General features: G+C 37.9%; 15 protein-coding genes. 5 read left to right on the top strand and 10 right to left on the bottom strand.

Going from position 1 to position 17420, the window contains the following annotated elements:
• Nucleotides 1-143 precede the first annotated feature (143 nt).
• Nucleotides 144-476 carry a hypothetical protein gene (locus NOV28_RS10220; protein ID WP_255930615.1) on the bottom strand — a complete coding sequence of 111 codons (333 nt, stop codon included), beginning with the start codon at nucleotides 474-476 and terminating at the stop codon, nucleotides 144-146.
• A gap of 79 nt (nucleotides 477-555) precedes the next feature.
• On the opposite strand from NOV28_RS10220, the gene NOV28_RS10215 reads away from it, so the two are divergent.
• The 3 genes from NOV28_RS10215 (at nucleotide 556) to NOV28_RS10205 (ending at nucleotide 5641) form a co-directional block, all read left to right on the top strand.
• The gene (locus NOV28_RS10215; RefSeq protein WP_255930613.1) at nucleotides 556-933 is read left to right on the top strand and encodes a hypothetical protein; all 378 of its coding nucleotides are present in this window, start codon (nucleotides 556-558) and stop codon (nucleotides 931-933) included.
• A 122-nt stretch (nucleotides 934-1055) separates the two neighbouring features.
• Nucleotides 1056-4418, top strand: coding sequence for a methylmalonyl-CoA mutase family protein (locus NOV28_RS10210; protein ID WP_255930903.1), 3363 nt, complete (start codon nucleotides 1056-1058; stop codon nucleotides 4416-4418).
• A gap of 95 nt (nucleotides 4419-4513) precedes the next feature.
• A complete protein-coding gene (locus NOV28_RS10205) occupies nucleotides 4514-5641 on the top strand; it encodes a serine hydrolase domain-containing protein (protein WP_255930611.1) in 1128 nt (375 codons plus the stop codon).
• A 52-nt stretch (nucleotides 5642-5693) separates the two neighbouring features.
• Here NOV28_RS10205 and NOV28_RS10200 read toward each other — a convergent pair whose 3' ends face one another.
• On the bottom strand, nucleotides 5694-8426 hold the full coding sequence (locus NOV28_RS10200; protein WP_255930609.1) for a M16 family metallopeptidase: 2733 nt from the start codon (nucleotides 8424-8426) through the stop codon (nucleotides 5694-5696).
• A 178-nt stretch (nucleotides 8427-8604) separates the two neighbouring features.
• Between NOV28_RS10200 and ruvC the strand changes: the two genes are divergently transcribed.
• Both ruvC and NOV28_RS10190 read left to right on the top strand, forming a co-directional pair.
• On the top strand, nucleotides 8605-9159 hold the full coding sequence (gene ruvC, locus NOV28_RS10195) for a crossover junction endodeoxyribonuclease RuvC (RefSeq protein ID WP_255930607.1): 555 nt from the start codon (nucleotides 8605-8607) through the stop codon (nucleotides 9157-9159).
• 184 nt (nucleotides 9160-9343) lie between these two features.
• On the top strand, nucleotides 9344-10438 hold the full coding sequence (locus NOV28_RS10190) for a DUF4407 domain-containing protein (protein WP_255930605.1): 1095 nt from the start codon (nucleotides 9344-9346) through the stop codon (nucleotides 10436-10438).
• Here the strand turns inward: NOV28_RS10190 and NOV28_RS10185 are convergent.
• The 8 genes from NOV28_RS10185 to NOV28_RS10150 form a co-directional block, all read right to left on the bottom strand.
• Nucleotides 10435-10875 (bottom strand): DUF6759 domain-containing protein, encoded by a 441-nt coding sequence (locus tag NOV28_RS10185; protein ID WP_255930603.1) that lies wholly within the window; start codon nucleotides 10873-10875, stop codon nucleotides 10435-10437. The genes NOV28_RS10190 and NOV28_RS10185 overlap by 4 nt on opposite strands.
• Nucleotides 10876-10970: 95 nt before the next feature.
• Nucleotides 10971-12431: an IMP dehydrogenase gene (guaB, locus tag NOV28_RS10180; RefSeq protein ID WP_255930601.1), complete on the bottom strand. Its 1461-nt coding sequence runs from the start codon at nucleotides 12429-12431 to the stop codon at nucleotides 10971-10973.
• A 125-nt stretch (nucleotides 12432-12556) separates the two neighbouring features.
• Complete coding sequence (locus NOV28_RS10175) at nucleotides 12557-13081, bottom strand: DUF4252 domain-containing protein (protein ID WP_255930590.1); 525 nt, start codon at nucleotides 13079-13081, stop codon at nucleotides 12557-12559.
• Nucleotides 13082-13090: 9 nt separating this feature from the next.
• Nucleotides 13091-14344, bottom strand: coding sequence for a DUF4252 domain-containing protein (locus NOV28_RS10170; protein WP_255930588.1), 1254 nt, complete (start codon nucleotides 14342-14344; stop codon nucleotides 13091-13093).
• An 11-nt stretch (nucleotides 14345-14355) separates the two neighbouring features.
• Complete coding sequence (locus tag NOV28_RS10165) at nucleotides 14356-15024, bottom strand: hypothetical protein (RefSeq protein ID WP_255930586.1); 669 nt, start codon at nucleotides 15022-15024, stop codon at nucleotides 14356-14358.
• Complete coding sequence (locus tag NOV28_RS10160) at nucleotides 14999-15508, bottom strand: GFO_1088 family ECF-type sigma factor (RefSeq protein ID WP_255930584.1); 510 nt, start codon at nucleotides 15506-15508, stop codon at nucleotides 14999-15001. Before NOV28_RS10160 ends, NOV28_RS10165 begins: the two co-directional genes overlap by 26 nt.
• A gap of 170 nt (nucleotides 15509-15678) precedes the next feature.
• Nucleotides 15679-16092 (bottom strand): PaaI family thioesterase, encoded by a 414-nt coding sequence (locus NOV28_RS10155; protein ID WP_255930582.1) that lies wholly within the window; start codon nucleotides 16090-16092, stop codon nucleotides 15679-15681.
• A gap of 113 nt (nucleotides 16093-16205) precedes the next feature.
• Nucleotides 16206-17336: a 3-hydroxyacyl-CoA dehydrogenase NAD-binding domain-containing protein gene (locus NOV28_RS10150; protein ID WP_255930580.1), complete on the bottom strand. Its 1131-nt coding sequence runs from the start codon at nucleotides 17334-17336 to the stop codon at nucleotides 16206-16208.
• Between the last annotated feature and the right edge of the window lie 84 nt (nucleotides 17337-17420).

Below are 17420 nucleotides of genomic sequence, written 5' to 3'. Positions count from 1 at the left end.
TTCCCTAAATAGGGTGTGCAAAGGTAAAGATTTTTTTTGAAACAGAAAATGTTTTAGGAAAGATTATCCTAATGTTTTGAAAATGATGGATTTATTAAGGCTTTTATTCTCTGTAATGAGTACAGTTTTCTCTAAATCTCTTATTATTTTCTTAAAGATTTCGAGCTTTTGAAACTTGCTAAGACATAATAAGCAACATAAACCATCGAGAATTTAATCACTGAAGGTACTGCTTTCTCCAAATCAAAGAGGAAAGTACCAACCAAAACCAAAATTACCATCCCAAGAAACGAAATGCCCAGTTTTTGTACCAATGTGAATTTTTCATCATCCAGAAAATAAGCAGTTCCCCAAGCCGCACCAAACGCAACCGCATAATATAGATCAAGCGCCCAACCTTGGCTTCCCAAAAGAAAATAATTCAGGAGAAAACTGATCACGATTCCGGCGAAGAAATAAATAATGGCGCGTTGCATATCAATAATGTTTCCGCAAAAATAAAGATTTAATAAACAATTTGGTATTTTTTTTATATTTGAGAAAAATATACCAGTCGTGAAAATTAGATTTACATTGATCATTTTGAGTATTTTATCCCTAGTTTCTTGCCAAAGAATTATTGATAATAACAGGGAAGAAGAAGCTAATGAAAATTACGTATCTCCTTATAAGGGCGTTTACAAAGGAAATTATTCCGGCGACGAAGTAGGTACTCTAACCATTGAAGTTGCTCAAAACGGTTATATTTCGGTTACAAAAGTTTCGCAATTTAATACTGAAAATTCTTTTGTTTCAGGAATGGTGTGTGATGATGGCGCGCTGCAATCCGTTACTTTACAATCAGGTTTTACTTTGCAAGGAAACCTGAAAACAAAATCCGGGACCTGGAAAATAGGTGATTGGGTCGGAAACTGGTCGGTTACAAAACAATAACTATATTATAGTACAAAAATTATTATCATCAACGTATGTAAAACCCTTTCAATCAACAGAAAGGGTTTCTTTTTTTTAAATTACAAAAAATCTTATATTTGGAAACTTACGAACATTCAATTATGGAAACCCAAAAATATTCTCCAAAAAACAAAATCCGTATCGTTACCGCCGCTGCTTTATTCGATGGACACGATGCTGCCATCAATATTATGCGTCGCGTTATTCAGGGAACCGGCGTGGAAGTGATTCACCTCGGTCACGACAAATCTGCCGAAGAAGTGGTGAATTGTGCGGTACAGGAAGACGCAAATGCGATTGCTTTAACTTCTTATCAAGGCGGTCACAACGAGTATTTTAAATATATTTATGATCTTTTAAAAGAGAAAGACGCTTCACACATCAAGATTTTTGGTGGCGGAGGCGGCGTTATTTTGCCCGAAGAAATCAAAGATTTGATGGATTATGGCGTAACCAGAATTTATTCTCCAGATGATGGTCGCGAACTCGGTTTGCAAGGAATGATCGATGATTTGGTACAGAAATCCGATTTCCCAACCGGTGAAAATATTACGCTTCAAGATTTAGATAAAATCAATTTCGAAAATTCAAAAGCTATTGCAGAAGTTATTTCAGCTGTAGAAAATTTCTCCGAAACGAAAACCGATTTGGTGAAAGAAATTGATGAAAGAGCGAAAGATTCCCAAATCCCAATCATCGGAATTACCGGAACCGGCGGCGCGGGAAAATCTTCCTTAACCGACGAATTGGTGAGAAGATTTTTACGTTCCAATCCGGAGAAAAAAATCGCTATCATTTCCATCGATCCTTCCAAAAAGAAAACCGGTGGTGCGCTTTTGGGCGACAGAATCCGCATGAATTCTATCAATGATTCGCGCGTTTATATGCGTTCCATGGCGACGCGTGAGAATAATGTTTCGGTTTCGCCACACATTCATTCGGCTTTAAATATTTTAAAAATCGCAAAACCGGATGTCATCGTTCTTGAAACTTCCGGAATTGGACAATCAGGTTCGGAAATTACCGATATAGCCGATGTTTCTATGTATGTGATGACGCCAGAATACGGTGCTTCAACCCAATTAGAAAAAATCGACATGCTCGATTATGCTGATTTGGTAGCTTTAAATAAATCTGACAAACGCGGTGCTTTGGATGCACTTCAAGCGGTAAAAAAACAATTTCAGCGAAACCATCTACTTTTTGATAAAACTTTGGACGAAATGCCGGTGTATTCTACCAAAGCCAGCCAATTCAACGATTGGGGAACAACCGAGCTTTTCAATGAATTAATTAAAAAAGTTAATGACAAATTTTCGGGTCTGAATTTAAGCGAATATGTGGAACAAAACGTTTCAGAAGAAACCACAATTATTCCTCCGAAAAGAGTTCGCTATCTTTCTGAAATCGTTGAAAACAACCGTGCTTACGACAAAGATGTAGTTGATCAAGCATTGATTGCAAGAAAACTTTACCAACTTCAAGGTGCAAAAAATATTCTCGAAGACGATGTAAATTCACAAGAAATCATCGAAAAAAGATATCAGAAAATCAAAAAAGATCTTCATCAGGAAAATATTTATTTCCTCAACGGTTGGCACGATTTCAAACTGAAACACGACGCTGATGAATACATTTATCTCGTTCGCGGAAAAGAAATTAAGGTTCAAACCAAATCTGAAACTCTTTCTCACCTGAAAATTCCGAAAATAGCTTTACCGAAATTCCAAGATTGGGGCGATTTGATTCGTTGGAAAGGTCAGGAAAATGTTCCCGGAGCATTTCCTTTCACCGCCGGAATTTATCCGTTCAAAAGAACTGGCGAAGATCCGACTCGAATGTTTGCCGGAGAAGGCGGTCCCGAAAGAACCAACCGAAGATTTCATTATGTTTCCGCGGAAATGGATGCCAAAAGACTTTCTACCGCGTTCGATTCGGTGACACTTTACGGTCAGGATCCTGCGTTTCCGCCAGATATTTATGGAAAAATCGGGAATGCCGGAGTTTCGATCGCTACTTTGGATGATGCGAAAAAACTCTATTCAGGTTTCGATTTGGTGAATGCCATGACTTCTGTTTCGATGACGATTAATGGTCCCGCGCCAATGCTGCTCGCGTTTTTCATGAATGCAGCCATCGATCAGAATTGCGAAAAATACATTAACGAAAATAATCTTTGGGACAAAGTTGAAGCGAGATTAAAAGAAAAATTTGATGATAAAGGTCTGAAAAGACCCGTTTACAGCGGCGAACTTCCGCCTTCTAATAACGGTTTAGGGTTGAAATTATTAGGACTTACCGGCGACGAGATTTTAGATGCGGAAACCTATGCTAAAATTAAAGCAGAAACTATCGCAACAGTTCGTGGAACGGTTCAGGCAGATATTTTGAAGGAAGATCAGGCGCAAAATACTTGTATTTTCTCTACCGAATTTGCCTTAAGATTGATGGGCGACGTTCAGGAATATTTCATTAAAGAAAAAGTGAGAAATTTTTATTCGGTTTCGATTTCCGGTTATCACATCGCGGAAGCGGGCGCGAATCCGATTTCTCAATTGGCATTTACCTTGGCAAATGGCTTTACTTACGTGGAATATTATCTTTCACGAGGAATGGATATCAATGATTTTGCACCGAATTTATCCTTCTTTTTCTCGAACGGAATCGATCCGGAATATGCGGTAATCGGCCGTGTAGCGAGGAGAATTTGGGCCAAAGCAATGCGCGAAAAATACAACGCCAACGAAAGAAGCCAGATGTTGAAATACCATATTCAAACTTCCGGGCGTTCGCTTCACGCGCAGGAAATCGATTTTAATGACATCAGAACCACTTTGCAGGCATTGTATGCGATCTACGACAACTGCAACTCGCTGCACACCAATGCTTATGATGAAGCGATCACCACACCAACCGAAGAATCGGTGAGAAGAGCGATGGCGATTCAGCTAATCATCAACAAAGAACTCGGTTTGGCGAAAAACGAAAATCCGTTGCAAGGTTCTTTCATTATTGAAGAGTTGACCGATTTGGTGGAAGAAGCTGTTTATGCGGAATTCGACCGAATCACCGAGCGTGGCGGCGTTCTTGGCGCGATGGAAACCATGTATCAACGTTCGAAAATTCAAGAAGAATCGATGCATTACGAATGGCTGAAACATACCGGCGAATACCCAATTATCGGGGTAAATACTTTCCTTGGAAAAGACGGTTCGCCAACCGTTTTACCGGGTGAAGTGATCCGTTCGACCGAGGAAGAAAAGCAACAGCAAATTAAGAATCTGGAAACTTACCAAACTGCCAATTCATCGGCGACACAGAAAGTTTTGGAAGAGTTGCAACATGCAGCGATCAACCAGAAAAACCTTTTTGAAGTGATGATGGAAGCCGTGAAATTCTGTTCACTTGGGCAAATTACCAACGCGCTTTTTGAGGTTGGAGGGAAGTATAGAAGAAATATGTAGTTTTTATCAACTAAAAATAAAAACCGTGTGAAGACAAGTTCTTGACACGGTTTTTTTATTAAAATTAAATTTATATTTTTACTAAAATTACAAATGTGAATCCTTTAAAACTAATTTTTTACTCGACTTTTTTGTTGATCATTTTTTCTTCCTGCAAATCCGAATCGGAAAAATTAGCAGAAGAAACTGCGGCGCGAAATGCTTTGATTGATAGTGTGATTACTCAGTTTCAGCGGAATTTACTGACGCAGCAGATCGATTCGGTATTTTCAAAATCGAAATTCAATGGAAGTATTTCGGTGATGCGAGATGGCAAAATTCTTTATGAAAAACAGAATGGTTTTGAAAATTTTAAAACCAAAAAAGCACTCGATAGTAATTCGGTTTTTGCCATTGGTTCGGTGAGCAAGCAGTTTACCGCGGTGATGGTTTTGCTTTTGGAAGACCAAGGAAAACTGAAAACGGAAGATCGAGTTTCGAAATATTTAAAGGAATTTCAGCCCAAAACTTTCGAAAATATCACCATTGCGCAATTGCTGAATCACACTTCAGGGCTGAATGATTCCGGAAGCGGTTTGCTTTCAAAACCCGGAACGCAGTTTCATTATTCCAATAAAGGGTATCGATATTTAGGCCAATTAATTGAGAAAGTTTCGGGGAAATCTTACGGCGAAAATGCGAAAGAACTCTTTGTTAAAGCAGGAATGAAACATTCTTCCACCGCAGATTTGTTTGTGGATGAGCATTTTGCAAGTGCTTTCTTGGGGAATTCTTCGAACTTTCAAGAGGTTGACAATATGCCGAAACGACTTACCAATAATGAGATTTCGGTAGGTGCAGGTGGCGTTCTCTCGACGATTTCAGATTTGCATCAATGGAATTTTGCTTTATACAACGGGAAAATCCTGAAACCGGAATCTTTAAAGAAATTTATGACCCATTCTTCGGATAATAACCACCCGATTTTGGGCAAAGTGGGTTACGGTTTTGGCATTATGATGAACGAAGGAAAACCTGAATCTTATTTTCATACCGGTTACGTGAAAGGCTCAACATCATTGAATATTTACTATCCTGAGACGAAAACTTCGGTGGTCATTCTCTCGAATATCGCCGATGAAGCGAAAGGGAAAAATGGATTTTTTAATCCTCATAAAGAAGTAAAAAAAATAACCGAAGTTGCTGAAAATGCATTGATCGAAACGCAAAAAGGCTTGGAGTAAAAACAAAAAATCCGGAACGAAAGTCCCGGATTTAATTTTGAAAAAACACAATTTATTTCTTGTTGAAATCTCCCGCGTACACCGAAACAATTTTGTCTAAACTTAAATATTTCTTTAGTGCAGCGTTCACTTCTTCTAATTTTAGTGCTTGAATTTTCGTGTTCAAAGCGTCATAATCCTCAAGCGCAACGCCGTACTGAAGTTTTTTGTTGACCAAATTGATCAAAGTATTATCCATTCCAAGATTAGTTTGCTGAATGTTAGCGTAACTTTTCTTGTTGTCAGTTAATTCCTGAGCGGTAAAACCGTCTTTCAAAGCTTTGGCAACTTCTTCTTTCCAAGCGACTTCTACAGCGTCTCTTTTGGTTGGATTTAGGAACGCATAATAATTCCAAGAAGCAACATCATTGGTCACCGGAACGTTGAGGTAAGAACCCACACCGTAGCTGATTCCTTCTTTTTCGCGCAATCTCATCGGAAGTCTTGCCGAAAGGAAACCACCGCTTCCGAGGATTTCATTGGCCATCACCAAAGCTGCATAATCAGGATGTTTTTGATCCATTTTGAATTTTTGAGTTCCGAGAGCGACTGCGTTTTCTTTATCAGGAGTGATGAAGTTTTTGTCTGCTTTTTGGGTTTCAAAATAAGTAGGTTTCACTTCGGAATATTTGGTTTTTGCAGTGAATTTTCCGAAGGTTTTTTCTAATGAATTTGTGGCAGTTTTCGCATCGATACTTCCTAAAATGGTACCGAAACCATTGCTTGCGCCCATTAAATTTTGGTAGAAAGCAGTGATTTGGTCGCGGGTAACTTTTTTGTTATTGTCGATTTCTTCTTGTAATGTTGGGGTGTAGAAAATACTTTCTTTCGGGTAAGGATTTGCCAAACGCTGAAGTTCGTTGCTCGCAATCGCTTGCGGATCTTTTTGTTGGGATTCCAAATAGGTGTTATTTTCTGCAATCATCTTGGTGATTTCGTTTTGCGGGAAAGTTGCATTGGCTAAAATATCCTGCAAAATATCCATCACTTCGGCGAAATTGTTTTTATAAGTAGTAACATTCACCAAGAAATTTTGACCAGAAGTTCGGAAACCTAATGAAGAATTCAGCTGATCCAATCGATCCTGAATTTGTTCTTTGGTTTTTGTTTTGGTTCCGGCGTTGAGCAAAGCAGCGGTTAAAGCTCCTACAGACGATTTTCCGGCTAATTCTTTCTCGTTTCCGATGAGGAATCTGAAGTTGGCGATTATTTTGTCACCTTTCAATTCTTTGTTGACCAAACCGTATTTCATTCCGTTGGAAAGTACGCCTTCATTCAAATTTTTCTTCAAGTTGGCAATGCTCGCTTCGAAAGGTGCGGCTTCTTTTTCTAGCGCTTTTCCTTTGTAATCTTTAGTTAATGCGGCAATTTGGTCATTGCTAAATTCGGTAGGTTTTACGCGTTGTTCCTCTTTGGAAGGGATAAACATACCAACGGTTCTGTTGTTGCTTTTAAAATATTTCTGTGCAACTCTGTTAAGATCTGCAAGACTTAATTTTTCAACATTATCGCGATAAAGAAATGCCAATTTATAACCACCGGCTCCTACAATTTCAGTTAATCCAATGGCTTTGTTGATGGTGTTGTTCTTGTTGTTTTCTATTTGTTTTAAAAGTTTTGCTTTCGCTCTTGCTAAATCTTGTTCGGTGTAAACGGTTGTAGCGATTTTATCGAGTTCAGTTCTTACCAGATTTTTTGTTGCTTCCAAATCTTTATCTTTCGGAACATCAAAATGGAAATAAACCAATCCCGCATCTCTCACAGTCGGCGAATACGCCCATAAACTCGATACTTTTTGCGTTTCGACCAAGTTTTTATAAAGATAACCGGATGGATCAGCGGTTAAAACTTCAATTAATGCATCCAAAGCAGCGTAATCTTTGTCCGCATAAGCCGCGGTATGATAAGCTGCCGAAACAATTTTGCTGTCTCCGGATCTTTTCACTTCAACGAATTTTTCCCCATCTTGAGCGGGTTCCACGGTGTAAGTTCCGCCGAGTTCTCGCGAAGGTTTCTGAAGCGGAGCGAAATATTCTGAAACATATTTTAGCGCATTTGCTTCGTCGAATTTCCCTGCAATGACCAAAGTTGCGTTATCAGGTTGGTAATATTTTTCGTAAAATTTTCTAAGAACTGGAGCTTTCACCCTTTCGATGTCTTCTTTACTTCCGATGGTGCTGTTCCCGTAGTTGTGCCACAAATACGCTGTGGAAAATACTTTTTCCATAAGAACTCCAGTCGGGTCATTTTCACCAATTTCGAATTCATTTCTCACCACAGAAAATTCTTTATCGAGGTCGCTTTGCAAAATCGTGGCATTCAGCATTCTGTCGGCTTCCATCATCAATGCCCATTTCAAATTTTCATCATTGGAAGGAAAAATTTCGTAGTAATTGGTTCGGTCGTAATAGGTTGTTCCGTTTGCCGCGCCACCTTTGTCGGAAAGTTGTTTCTTGATGTCTCCGAGATTTTTAGTGCTTTTAAAAAGCATATGTTCCAGCAAGTGAGCCATTCCTTTTTCGCCGTAACCTTCGTCTTTTGAACCGACATTATAGATGATGTTCACTACCATATTGCTTTGTGAAGGATCGGGTAGAAGCAGGATTTTCATCCCGTTGTTCAGGGAATATTCCTTGGTTCCCTCGATATTAGAGACGAATTTTGGAGCTTCTGTTTTTTGAGCATTCACCAGATTTCCTGCCGAAAGCGCAGTAATCAGAGTTAGGCTTAATAGAATTTTTTTCATGTTTAATTAAATTTTGATATTAATTCGGATTATTTTGTTTTATTAATTTTTATAAAAAATTCAATGAAGGTTGTTTATATTCAATGAATTGAAGTTATGTGTAACAAATTTAGAATTATTTTGATGAATTAATTGCTTTCAAGTCTTTAAATTTGTTTGAAACTGCTATTTTTGTGAGGTGCAAACAGAAAAAATCATCTTAGGAATCGATCCGGGAACCACGATTATGGGTTTCGGAATTATCTCGGTGAAGGGCAGTTTCATCGAATTGGTTTCCATTCATGAACTTATTTTAAAGAAATATCCTAACCACGAAACCAAACTCAAAATCATTTTTGATAAAACTTTAGCTTTAATAGATGAATATCATCCGGATGAAGTTGCTTTGGAAGCGCCTTTTTTTGGGAAAAATGTGCAAAGTATGCTGAAACTCGGTCGCGCGCAAGGAGTGGCGATGGCGGCGTCGCTTCATCGGGATATTCCTATTATCGAATATTCTCCGAAAAAAATCAAAATGGCGATCACCGGAAACGGAAATGCGAGTAAAGAGCAAGTCGCTGGTATGCTGAAAAATCTTTTAAAACTAAAGGAATTTCCCACCAAATACCTCGATGCTTCCGATGGTTTGGCGGTGGCGGTTTGTCATCATTTCAACTCCGGAAATTTGGTTTCAGATAAAAATTATTCCGGATGGGATAGTTTTTTGAAGCAAAATCCGGATCGAATTAAATAATAATGATTTTCGAACATTTATTTAAAAAATCCATAACTATCAGATTATTAAAAAGTTAATTTGTAAAATCTATTTACAAAAATTCTACAAGATATCTTCTTGGTTAAACCTAATACTATCTGTAACATTGTGACGTTTTTAAGGACAAATTGTAAAAGTTTTATGAACTTTAAAATTGTAAAAAATGAAAAATAAATCACAAAATATAAATCCGGTGAACCACAAAATGAATTTGTTTCAGCAATTTTTGATCGTTTGTTCCGGCGGAAATCTTCATATTTTGAGGAAAACTCCGAGTGAATGGAACAAATTTGCAGGAATCGGTGGAATCGTTTTGTTTACGGCTGTTTTCGCAACTTTATCAGCTGGATATGGGATGTTTACGGTGTTTGATGATCTTTGGGTTTCCACAGGATTTGGAGTTCTTTGGGGATTGATGATTTTTAATCTCGACCGGTATATCGTTTCATCTATCAAGAAAACAGGAACTTGGTGGAATCAGATTTTAATGGCGATTCCGAGATTGATTTTAGCCACCTTTTTAGGAATTATTATTTCGAAACCTCTAGAACTGAAAATCTTTGAAAAGGAAGTCAACAAACAGCTCAATACCATTATCCAAAGAAATAAAACCCAACTTCAAGCGGAAATGAATGGCAGAATTTTGCAACAATCTGGCCCATTTGAGACCGAAAAAAAACAAATTGCAGCTAAAATTGCGGATTATCAAAAATCATACGATTCTGCGGCAGTAGAATTGGAGAAGGAAATTTTGGGGAAACAAAGTGGTTTGACGAGTGGGAAAGTAGGTTTTGGTTCGAATGCAAAAAGAAAATCTGAATTGAAAGAACAACGTCGCCAAGATTTGGAAAATTATCAAAAGCAAATCGCGCCAAGACTCGAATATTTAGACAAAGAAATTTCTAAAGTTTACACCAACATCGAAACAGAAAGAAATAAAACTGAAACTTTTGAGGATAAATTCAATGGTTTTGCGGCCAGACTTCAGGCATTGGATGAATTAGGAAAAAACTCCGCAATTATCGGACTCGCAGCGAGTTTTATCATGGGACTTTTTATCTGTTTGGAGATTTCTCCAGTTTTGGTGAAACTCATTTCTTCGGTGGGACCTTATGATTATCTTTTAGATAAAACCGAAAACGATTTCCGTCTTTATTCCAAAGAAAAAATCGAAAAAGGAAATGCCGGAACCTATTGGAGAATCGAAGATTTTAAAGAAAATTTAGGCAAAAATAATTCCTCCGAACCGGATATTTAATTTCCCGAAAGTTTCAAGAGCAGTGGCGTACTGATTAATTTCTGGGAATAATATTTTGCATCACAAACGTTGGATTTTAAGGTGTAACTCCCTTTATAAATGATAAATTGATTTTTGCTGTTTTTCGGAATTGGAAGATTGTAAATGCGGTTTCCCTGAATTTCTACCAACCTTAGTATGATATTGCAATTCGAATTATTTTCGATTACTGCTGCGGTTTTCGGATCATCATACTCGGTATCATTGAGAAGATAGGTGAGGACTTCTGCTGTAACCTTCTTTTTATTGATTTGATCTTTTTCCATCAGTTCATCGAACTCTTTGCTTTCATTTGCTGAAGCAGAAGAAGTCCTAGGTTGATAAATTGGAATTGTGGATGGGAAAACATCACACTGAACCAAAAGAAAAAGCAACAAAAATAGGGAGTAAGATCTCATATATCGGATGATTTTGGAGTAAATTTAAGAAATTAAACCCAAAATAAAACGCAAAAAAAGGGTTGCTAATTTGCAACCCTTGAGTAAAATAAATTTTATAAAGAATAATTCGGCGCTTCCTGAGTAATAATTACATCATGTGGATGCGATTCTTTCAATCCGCTTCCGGTGATCATCACCATTTTGCCGTCTTTTTGCAAGGTTTCTATGTCTTTGGTTCCGCAATAACCCATTCCAGCGCGAATTCCGCCTGTTAATTGGAAAACAACTTCTTCTAATTTTCCTTTGTGAGGAACTCGACCTTCGATACCTTCCGGAACAAATTTCTTCGCTTCACTTTGGAAATATCTTTCTTTTCCGCCACGTCTCATCGCTGAGAGAGAACCCATTCCTTGATATGCTTTGAATTTTCTTCCTTGGAAAATAATTTCCTCACCTGGAGCTTCATCAGTTCCGGCAAGTAGCGAACCAAGCATTACCGCATTTGCTCCGGAAGCCAAAGCTTTCACGATATCTCCGGAAAGTTTGATTCCACCATCAGCAATTACAGCTACATTTTTAGTTTTTGCGTATTCAAAAACATTATAAATTGCGGAAAGTTGAGGAACACCAACTCCGGCAACAACTCTTGTGGTACAGATAGAACCCGGACCAACACCTACTTTCAACACATTTGCACCTACTTCGATGAGGTCTTTTGCAGCTTCAGCAGTTACAATATTTCCACCAACAATATCCAAATCTGGGAAACCGGTACGAATTTCTTTGATTTTATCTAAAACGCCTTTCGAATGACCGTGAGCAGAATCTACCGCGATAATGTCGACACCAGCTTTTACCAATGCAGCTACGCGATCCATTGTATCTTCGCCAACTCCAACGCCTGCTCCAACGATGAGTCGGCCGTTTTTGTCTTTATTGGCATTCGGGTATTCCAATTGATTGTCAATGTCTTTAATGGTAATTAAACCAACCAATTTGAAATCTTTATCAACGATTGGAAGTTTTTCCACGCGATTTTGAAGAAGAATAGCTTTTGCCTGTTCGAGATTGGTTTCTTTATCGGAAGTGATGAGGTGGTCTTTGGTCATCAGTTCTTCTACCTTTGCATCGAGGTTTTCTTGGTATTTCACATCTCGGTTGGTGATGATTCCGATGAGTTTATTCTCCGCATCAACCACGGGAAGTCCGGAGATTTTGAAATTGGTCATCATTTCTTTAGCCTGAGCTAAAGTGTGGTCTTTTGATAAAGTCACAGGATCGGTAATCATTCCATTTTCAGAACGTTTCACGCGATAAACTTGCGCGGCTTGTTCGTCAATTGGCATATTTTTGTGGATGAAACCAATTCCTCCAATTCTTGCCATTGCAATCGCCATTTCGGCCTCGGTAACCGTATCCATTGCAGCGGAAACGATGGGCGCATTGAGCGTGATTTTATCGGAAAGTCTTGATTTGAGGGAAACCTGATTAGGCAGAACTTCTGAGTAAGAAGGGATAAGTAGAACGTCATCGAAAGTGATGGCCGTTTCTACGATTTTGTTGTGAATAGACATCTTTACTTTCTTGCAAAATTATGTTTTTTTTTTGGAAAATGGAAATAGGGGTTTTCTATTAAGGAAAATTAATGTTATAATTGCTTTTGAAAAAAACAACCGCAGAAAAAGCTGCGGTTATTTTTTTATTTCGAAGTCAATTTTTTCACATCGTTTTTTTCTGAATAATTAATGATTCTCGATACATCATCGGCGGTGAATTTTCCTGTCACATCCACAAAAACCAATTCTTTCCCGGAATGCACGGTGACCATTAGTTTTTTAATCACATCGCCGGTTTGTTTCGCTTGGAAATTGATGGTTTCATCGGCTTTTTTTACCGTCATCCATTCCTCAAAATTGTTGGAAGTGAGATATTTCGCGAAATCGCCCAACATTTCTTTATTGCCATTTTCTACCGTCATCACCTTCACATCCGAAACTTTTTTGATGAGGTTGATGAGTTCTTCGCTTTCGCCGTCTTCTCTCAAAGCTTTCTTCACGATTGGTTTTGCGAGAAACATCGGAACATTGATGCTTGTGAATTTTGCGCCGCCATAATCGTAGTAAGGATTATCAAAGAAGCCCATTTTTGGCGAGTTCGAAACCATGCACGATTGCAAACTGAATACTGCGAGTACCAATAAAATAATAGAGATTTTTTTTTTCATGATGAATTTTTATAATGGTTTCATAGAAGCTCTTCCGGAAAGTGACGCGTTGCGATTCACGGTGGAGTTGGCACGGTATCTTACAGTTGCTCCTGAAGTTCCAATCACTTTTAATTCTTCAGTGACGTTCACTTTTACATCCGCTGCGGAGGATGCGCTAATCGTCGATTTTTTTGTTAAAAGATCTTGTGCATTCACATTTGCCGCGGAGGAAACCGCCATGTTGACATCATTAATTATTCCGTTTAATGTTGTTGAAGAGCCGCTTGATGCACTCATTTCTAGTTCGTTTGCGATCGCATTCAGGTGAATTGTAGACCCGGAAGCCGTGGCAAGTTCGATTTTTCCTTTTGTGTCCAAGTCGGCTTTCAGATTAGCACCTGAAGTTGTTGCAATTTGGAAATATGGGCTTTTTATGGTGTTAAGCGTAGAAAAACTCGCTCCCGAATTGACTGCTATTTTGCTGAGTTCCGGAGCCGAAATCGATACATTTATTTTTTTGAATTTAAGATTTCGCTCTTTGCTGTTGTCTACATATATTTTTAAAATGTCGCCCACCAGTTCGGTTTTGATTAATTCTGGTCGGTCGGAATCTACTATAATTTTTTGTGTAACATCTTGGGTGAAACTTACATTAATCCCCGAAGATACCTGTATACCGCTGAATTGATTTACTTTTCGTACTTCTTTATCGGAAATAGAGGTCGAGGAGCTGTTGCTGTTTGTAGAGGAAAAGGTTTGTGCTTCATTCACCAAATTATTCACATCGTCCATGGAAATTTTCCCATCGAGCATCATCAAAACGGTATTTCCTCCGGAGCTGATGTTCAAAAGCAAATTGTCTAAAATTCCGTTGGTTGCATCCGAAGAAAGGAATTTAATCTTGTTGTCTTTGCTGTTCACGGTCATCAATTCCTCGTATTTCATGTTTTTAATGGAACTTGTAATTTCGGATTGAAGGTTTTGAAAATTGCTGAGAAGAAGTTTGTCTTGAGTTCCAGGATTTGTTGGCACATTCGGTTTTTCTACGATAAGGATTCGCAAACCGTTGATTTTATTGAGTAAGGGTTTAATTTGATCCAATTCAGAATCGTTGATATCCAGCTTATTGAGCATGTTGAACATTGGTTTTGCGATTTTGATTGAAGTAACACCTTCGGATTCTTGGTATTTATCAAAAAGCTGGTCTAATTTATCTTTTTGGGCATTTATTTGAAAGAAATGCGAAAAAGTAAGGGCGAATATTAGGAGTAAATTTTTCATGATTTTAAATTTTAGTAATCATTGTTAAAGTTGTTCATTGCTTCGGTTGAAGCTACTGTTTTAGAAACGTTTTCAGAAAGAATTCGGAACGAATATTTCGTTAAATCGATGGCTTCTTGTTCGTTTTCTATTTTTTGCCCGTTGATAATCACGTAGTTGGATTCGTAATCGGGTTTTTGGTCAATTTTTTTTGTTGCAGATTTTTCAGGTGCGGAATTGCTGACAAACTGCGGCAGCGTTTGTCTTTTTATTCTGCCTCTTTTTGGGAGAATTTTTTCAATCACATCTTCGCTATCGCTTACTGATACTGAGTCGGTAAGCAAACTATCCGAAACGCTTTTCAAAGAATCGTTGGTGTTATTTACCGCAACAATTTCGTTGCTTTTTCGGAAATCGTTTTGTTGTTTTAAGATTTCATTTTTCACCAATTCACTTTGCTCGTCCATCTTATTCTTGTTGGAAACATTATAGAAAACTCCCATGGAAACAAGCAATACAACACTTGCCGCCATCCAATAAAATTTCGGGAAAGACGCGCTTTTCTTTTCGGAAATCTCAGTGATAGGATTTTCTGTTTTTTCAGCTTCCGCCAAGAAATCTTCGAAATCCCAGTTCATCTTTTCGTCCCTGAGCTCTCGGAAGATTTCGTTGTATTTATCCTGTGATTTGTCGGTTTTCATAATTCATCAATTTGGTGATTTGTTCTTTAATTTTTTGTCGGGCACGCATTAAATTTATTCTTACTGCGTTTTCTTCCATTTCCAACATTTTTGCTATTTCCGAGATTTCATATTCTTCAACATCTTTCAGGTGAATCACGGTTTTTTGTTTCTCTGGCAGTTGCCTGATGAAATTCAGAATGTGTTCTTTCAAATTGTTGGTTTCGATTTGGTAAAGCTCGCTACGGTGAAATTGAAAATCTGCAAAACCCATTTTCACGTCGTGATGCTTTAGCCGGTTCAGACATTCATTTTTCACCGATTTCATCGCGTATGATTTCAGGTTTCCAAATGTGGCCAATTCTTCTTTTTTTTGCCAGAATTTTATCATTAAATCCTGTACAATGTCTTCGGCTTCGTCACTGCTCATCACAAATCTTTTTGCAAAACGATACATCTCATCCTTGAGACAGAATACCGTTTCTTTAAAGATTGCGTGAGTCATAGTTTAGTTTATAGGTAAGACAACGAAGTTCGGAAATATGTTACATCAAGATAAAAAAAACTTCAAAATTGTTTTTTGAAGTTGGAGAAATTCGCTTTATCAGCTGAATTTGCGAGTGTTTTAGTTTTCCCGAAGAGTTCTCTGAGTTTAATGATTTAAAATATTTATCATTATAAATCCGTCACTTTTTTATCAATTTTATACACCGTTCCGCGAAAAGCGGCGACCAATTCCTGTTTTTGGTTGGTGATTTTGATGTCGTAAATTCCGGTTTTACGTGTGTCGGAAATTAGAACACTTTCTGCTCTCAAAATATCGCCCATTTTCACGGCTTTGGTGAAATTTATGGTGCAATTCAATGCGACCGACGCTTCGTTGGTATTGTTGCTTGAAAAAGCCAGTGCGGAATCGGCGAAGGAAAAAGTAATACCGCCGTGAACGGTTTTCAGTCCGTTGATCATTTCCTGTTTTACCGGCATTTCTATTAAGCAATATTTTTCGCGTACCTCAATCAGTTTTATTCCCATCCACTTGGAGAATGCATCCTGATTGAGCATGTATTGCGCGAGTTCGTGTGGAGTCATAATTTACCAATTTAACAGTGTATCAATTTATCTATTTCGTAATGCGAATATTCAATCTTAAATTGCCCATTTTCTTATTGTTACATTTTCCACATTGTTACACTTTTACATTGTTACATTTTGCGCAGCAACGGGCTTTGTCGATACCTTTCTTCCTGATATTCTTCGTATAAGTTTTGAAGCGTCTCAGAAATTTTTCGGTATCCAATTTCTCTTCCCCACGCCAGCAAACCTTGCGGGTAATTCACCCCTTTTTGCATTGCCAATTCCAAATCTTCATCGCTGGCAATTTTCAGGCGTTTTGCTTCTACAGCTTCATTGATAAGCATTGAAATGATTCTCATAAAAATTTGCTGATACAACTCTTCATTCTTTTCTGCGGCAGGATTTTGAGCGTTTTCTGCATAATCGTAGAAACCTTTTCCGGTTTTTCTGCCGAGTAATTTCGCCTCGCTCATTCTTTGCTGCAGCAAACTTGGTTTGTATTTTGGATCGTAAAAATAATCCTCATATACAGTTTTTGTTACCGCAAAATTCACATCAATTCCAATTAAGTCCATCAATTCAAAAGGTCCCATTTTGAAATTTCCCAATGTTCGCATCGCATCATCGATTTGTTCGGGAGTTGCGATATTTTCTTCGACAATTCTTAAAGCTTCTCCATAAAACGGACGCGCAATTCGGTTCACGATAAATCCGGGAACATCTTTAGCAATTACCGGAGTTTTGCCCCAACTTTCCATTAAAGAATACATTTTTCTGGCTAAATTTTTCTCCGTTAAAAGTCCGGGAATGATTTCCACTAAAGGCATCAGCGGTGCCGGATTGAAAAAATGAATTCCGATAAAACGTTCCGGATTTTTTAATTCTGAAGATAGGGAAGTGATCGAAATCGATGAAGTATTGCTCGAAATCACGCAGTTTTCCGAAACAATTTCTTCTAAATTTTGAAAAACCTTGGTTTTGATTTCTTTATTTTCAATGATGGCTTCAATGACCAAATCACAGTTTTTAAAATCTGAAAGTTCAGTACATGGTTTTATTTTGTTGAAAATTTCTTCGCTTTTTTCTGACGATATTTTTTGTTTTTCAACCAATCTGTCCAGGATTTTTTTAAGGTTTGTTAATGATTTTTCTGTTTGAGCAGAATTTGCATCATACAAAAAAACCTCACAGCCAGAAGTTGCGGCAACCTGCGCAATTCCAATTCCCATGGTTCCGGAACCGATAATTCCAATTTTCATAAATGTAAAAATGTGAAAATTTACCAATGTAACAATCAAAACGCAAGATTGGTAGATTGTTACATTGGTAAATTGTTATATTTA

The sequence above is a fragment of the Kaistella montana genome (genome assembly GCF_024436175.1).
Lineage (GTDB): Bacteria > Bacteroidota > Bacteroidia > Flavobacteriales > Weeksellaceae > Kaistella > Kaistella montana.
Note: the sequence above shows the minus strand (reverse complement) of the source record. Positions and strands in the feature narration are given on the sequence as shown.

Coding starts and splice junctions, on each gene's coding strand:
- NOV28_RS10220 (WP_255930615.1), bottom strand. CDS start 476: ATGCAACGCGCCATTATTTATTTCTTCGCCGGAATCGTGATCAGTTTT.
- NOV28_RS10210 (WP_255930903.1), top strand. CDS start 1,056: ATGGAAACCCAAAAATATTCTCCAAAAAACAAAATCCGTATCGTTACC.
- NOV28_RS10200 (WP_255930609.1), bottom strand. CDS start 8,426: ATGAAAAAAATTCTATTAAGCCTAACTCTGATTACTGCGCTTTCGGCA.
- NOV28_RS10190 (WP_255930605.1), top strand. CDS start 9,344: ATGAAAAATAAATCACAAAATATAAATCCGGTGAACCACAAAATGAAT.
- NOV28_RS10185 (WP_255930603.1), bottom strand. CDS start 10,875: ATGAGATCTTACTCCCTATTTTTGTTGCTTTTTCTTTTGGTTCAGTGT.
- guaB (WP_255930601.1), bottom strand. CDS start 12,431: ATGTCTATTCACAACAAAATCGTAGAAACGGCCATCACTTTCGATGAC.
- NOV28_RS10175 (WP_255930590.1), bottom strand. CDS start 13,081: ATGAAAAAAAAAATCTCTATTATTTTATTGGTACTCGCAGTATTCAGT.
- NOV28_RS10170 (WP_255930588.1), bottom strand. CDS start 14,344: ATGAAAAATTTACTCCTAATATTCGCCCTTACTTTTTCGCATTTCTTT.
- NOV28_RS10165 (WP_255930586.1), bottom strand. CDS start 15,024: ATGAAAACCGACAAATCACAGGATAAATACAACGAAATCTTCCGAGAG.
- NOV28_RS10160 (WP_255930584.1), bottom strand. CDS start 15,508: ATGACTCACGCAATCTTTAAAGAAACGGTATTCTGTCTCAAGGATGAG.
- NOV28_RS10155 (WP_255930582.1), bottom strand. CDS start 16,092: ATGACTCCACACGAACTCGCGCAATACATGCTCAATCAGGATGCATTC.
- NOV28_RS10150 (WP_255930580.1), bottom strand. CDS start 17,336: ATGAAAATTGGAATTATCGGTTCCGGAACCATGGGAATTGGAATTGCG.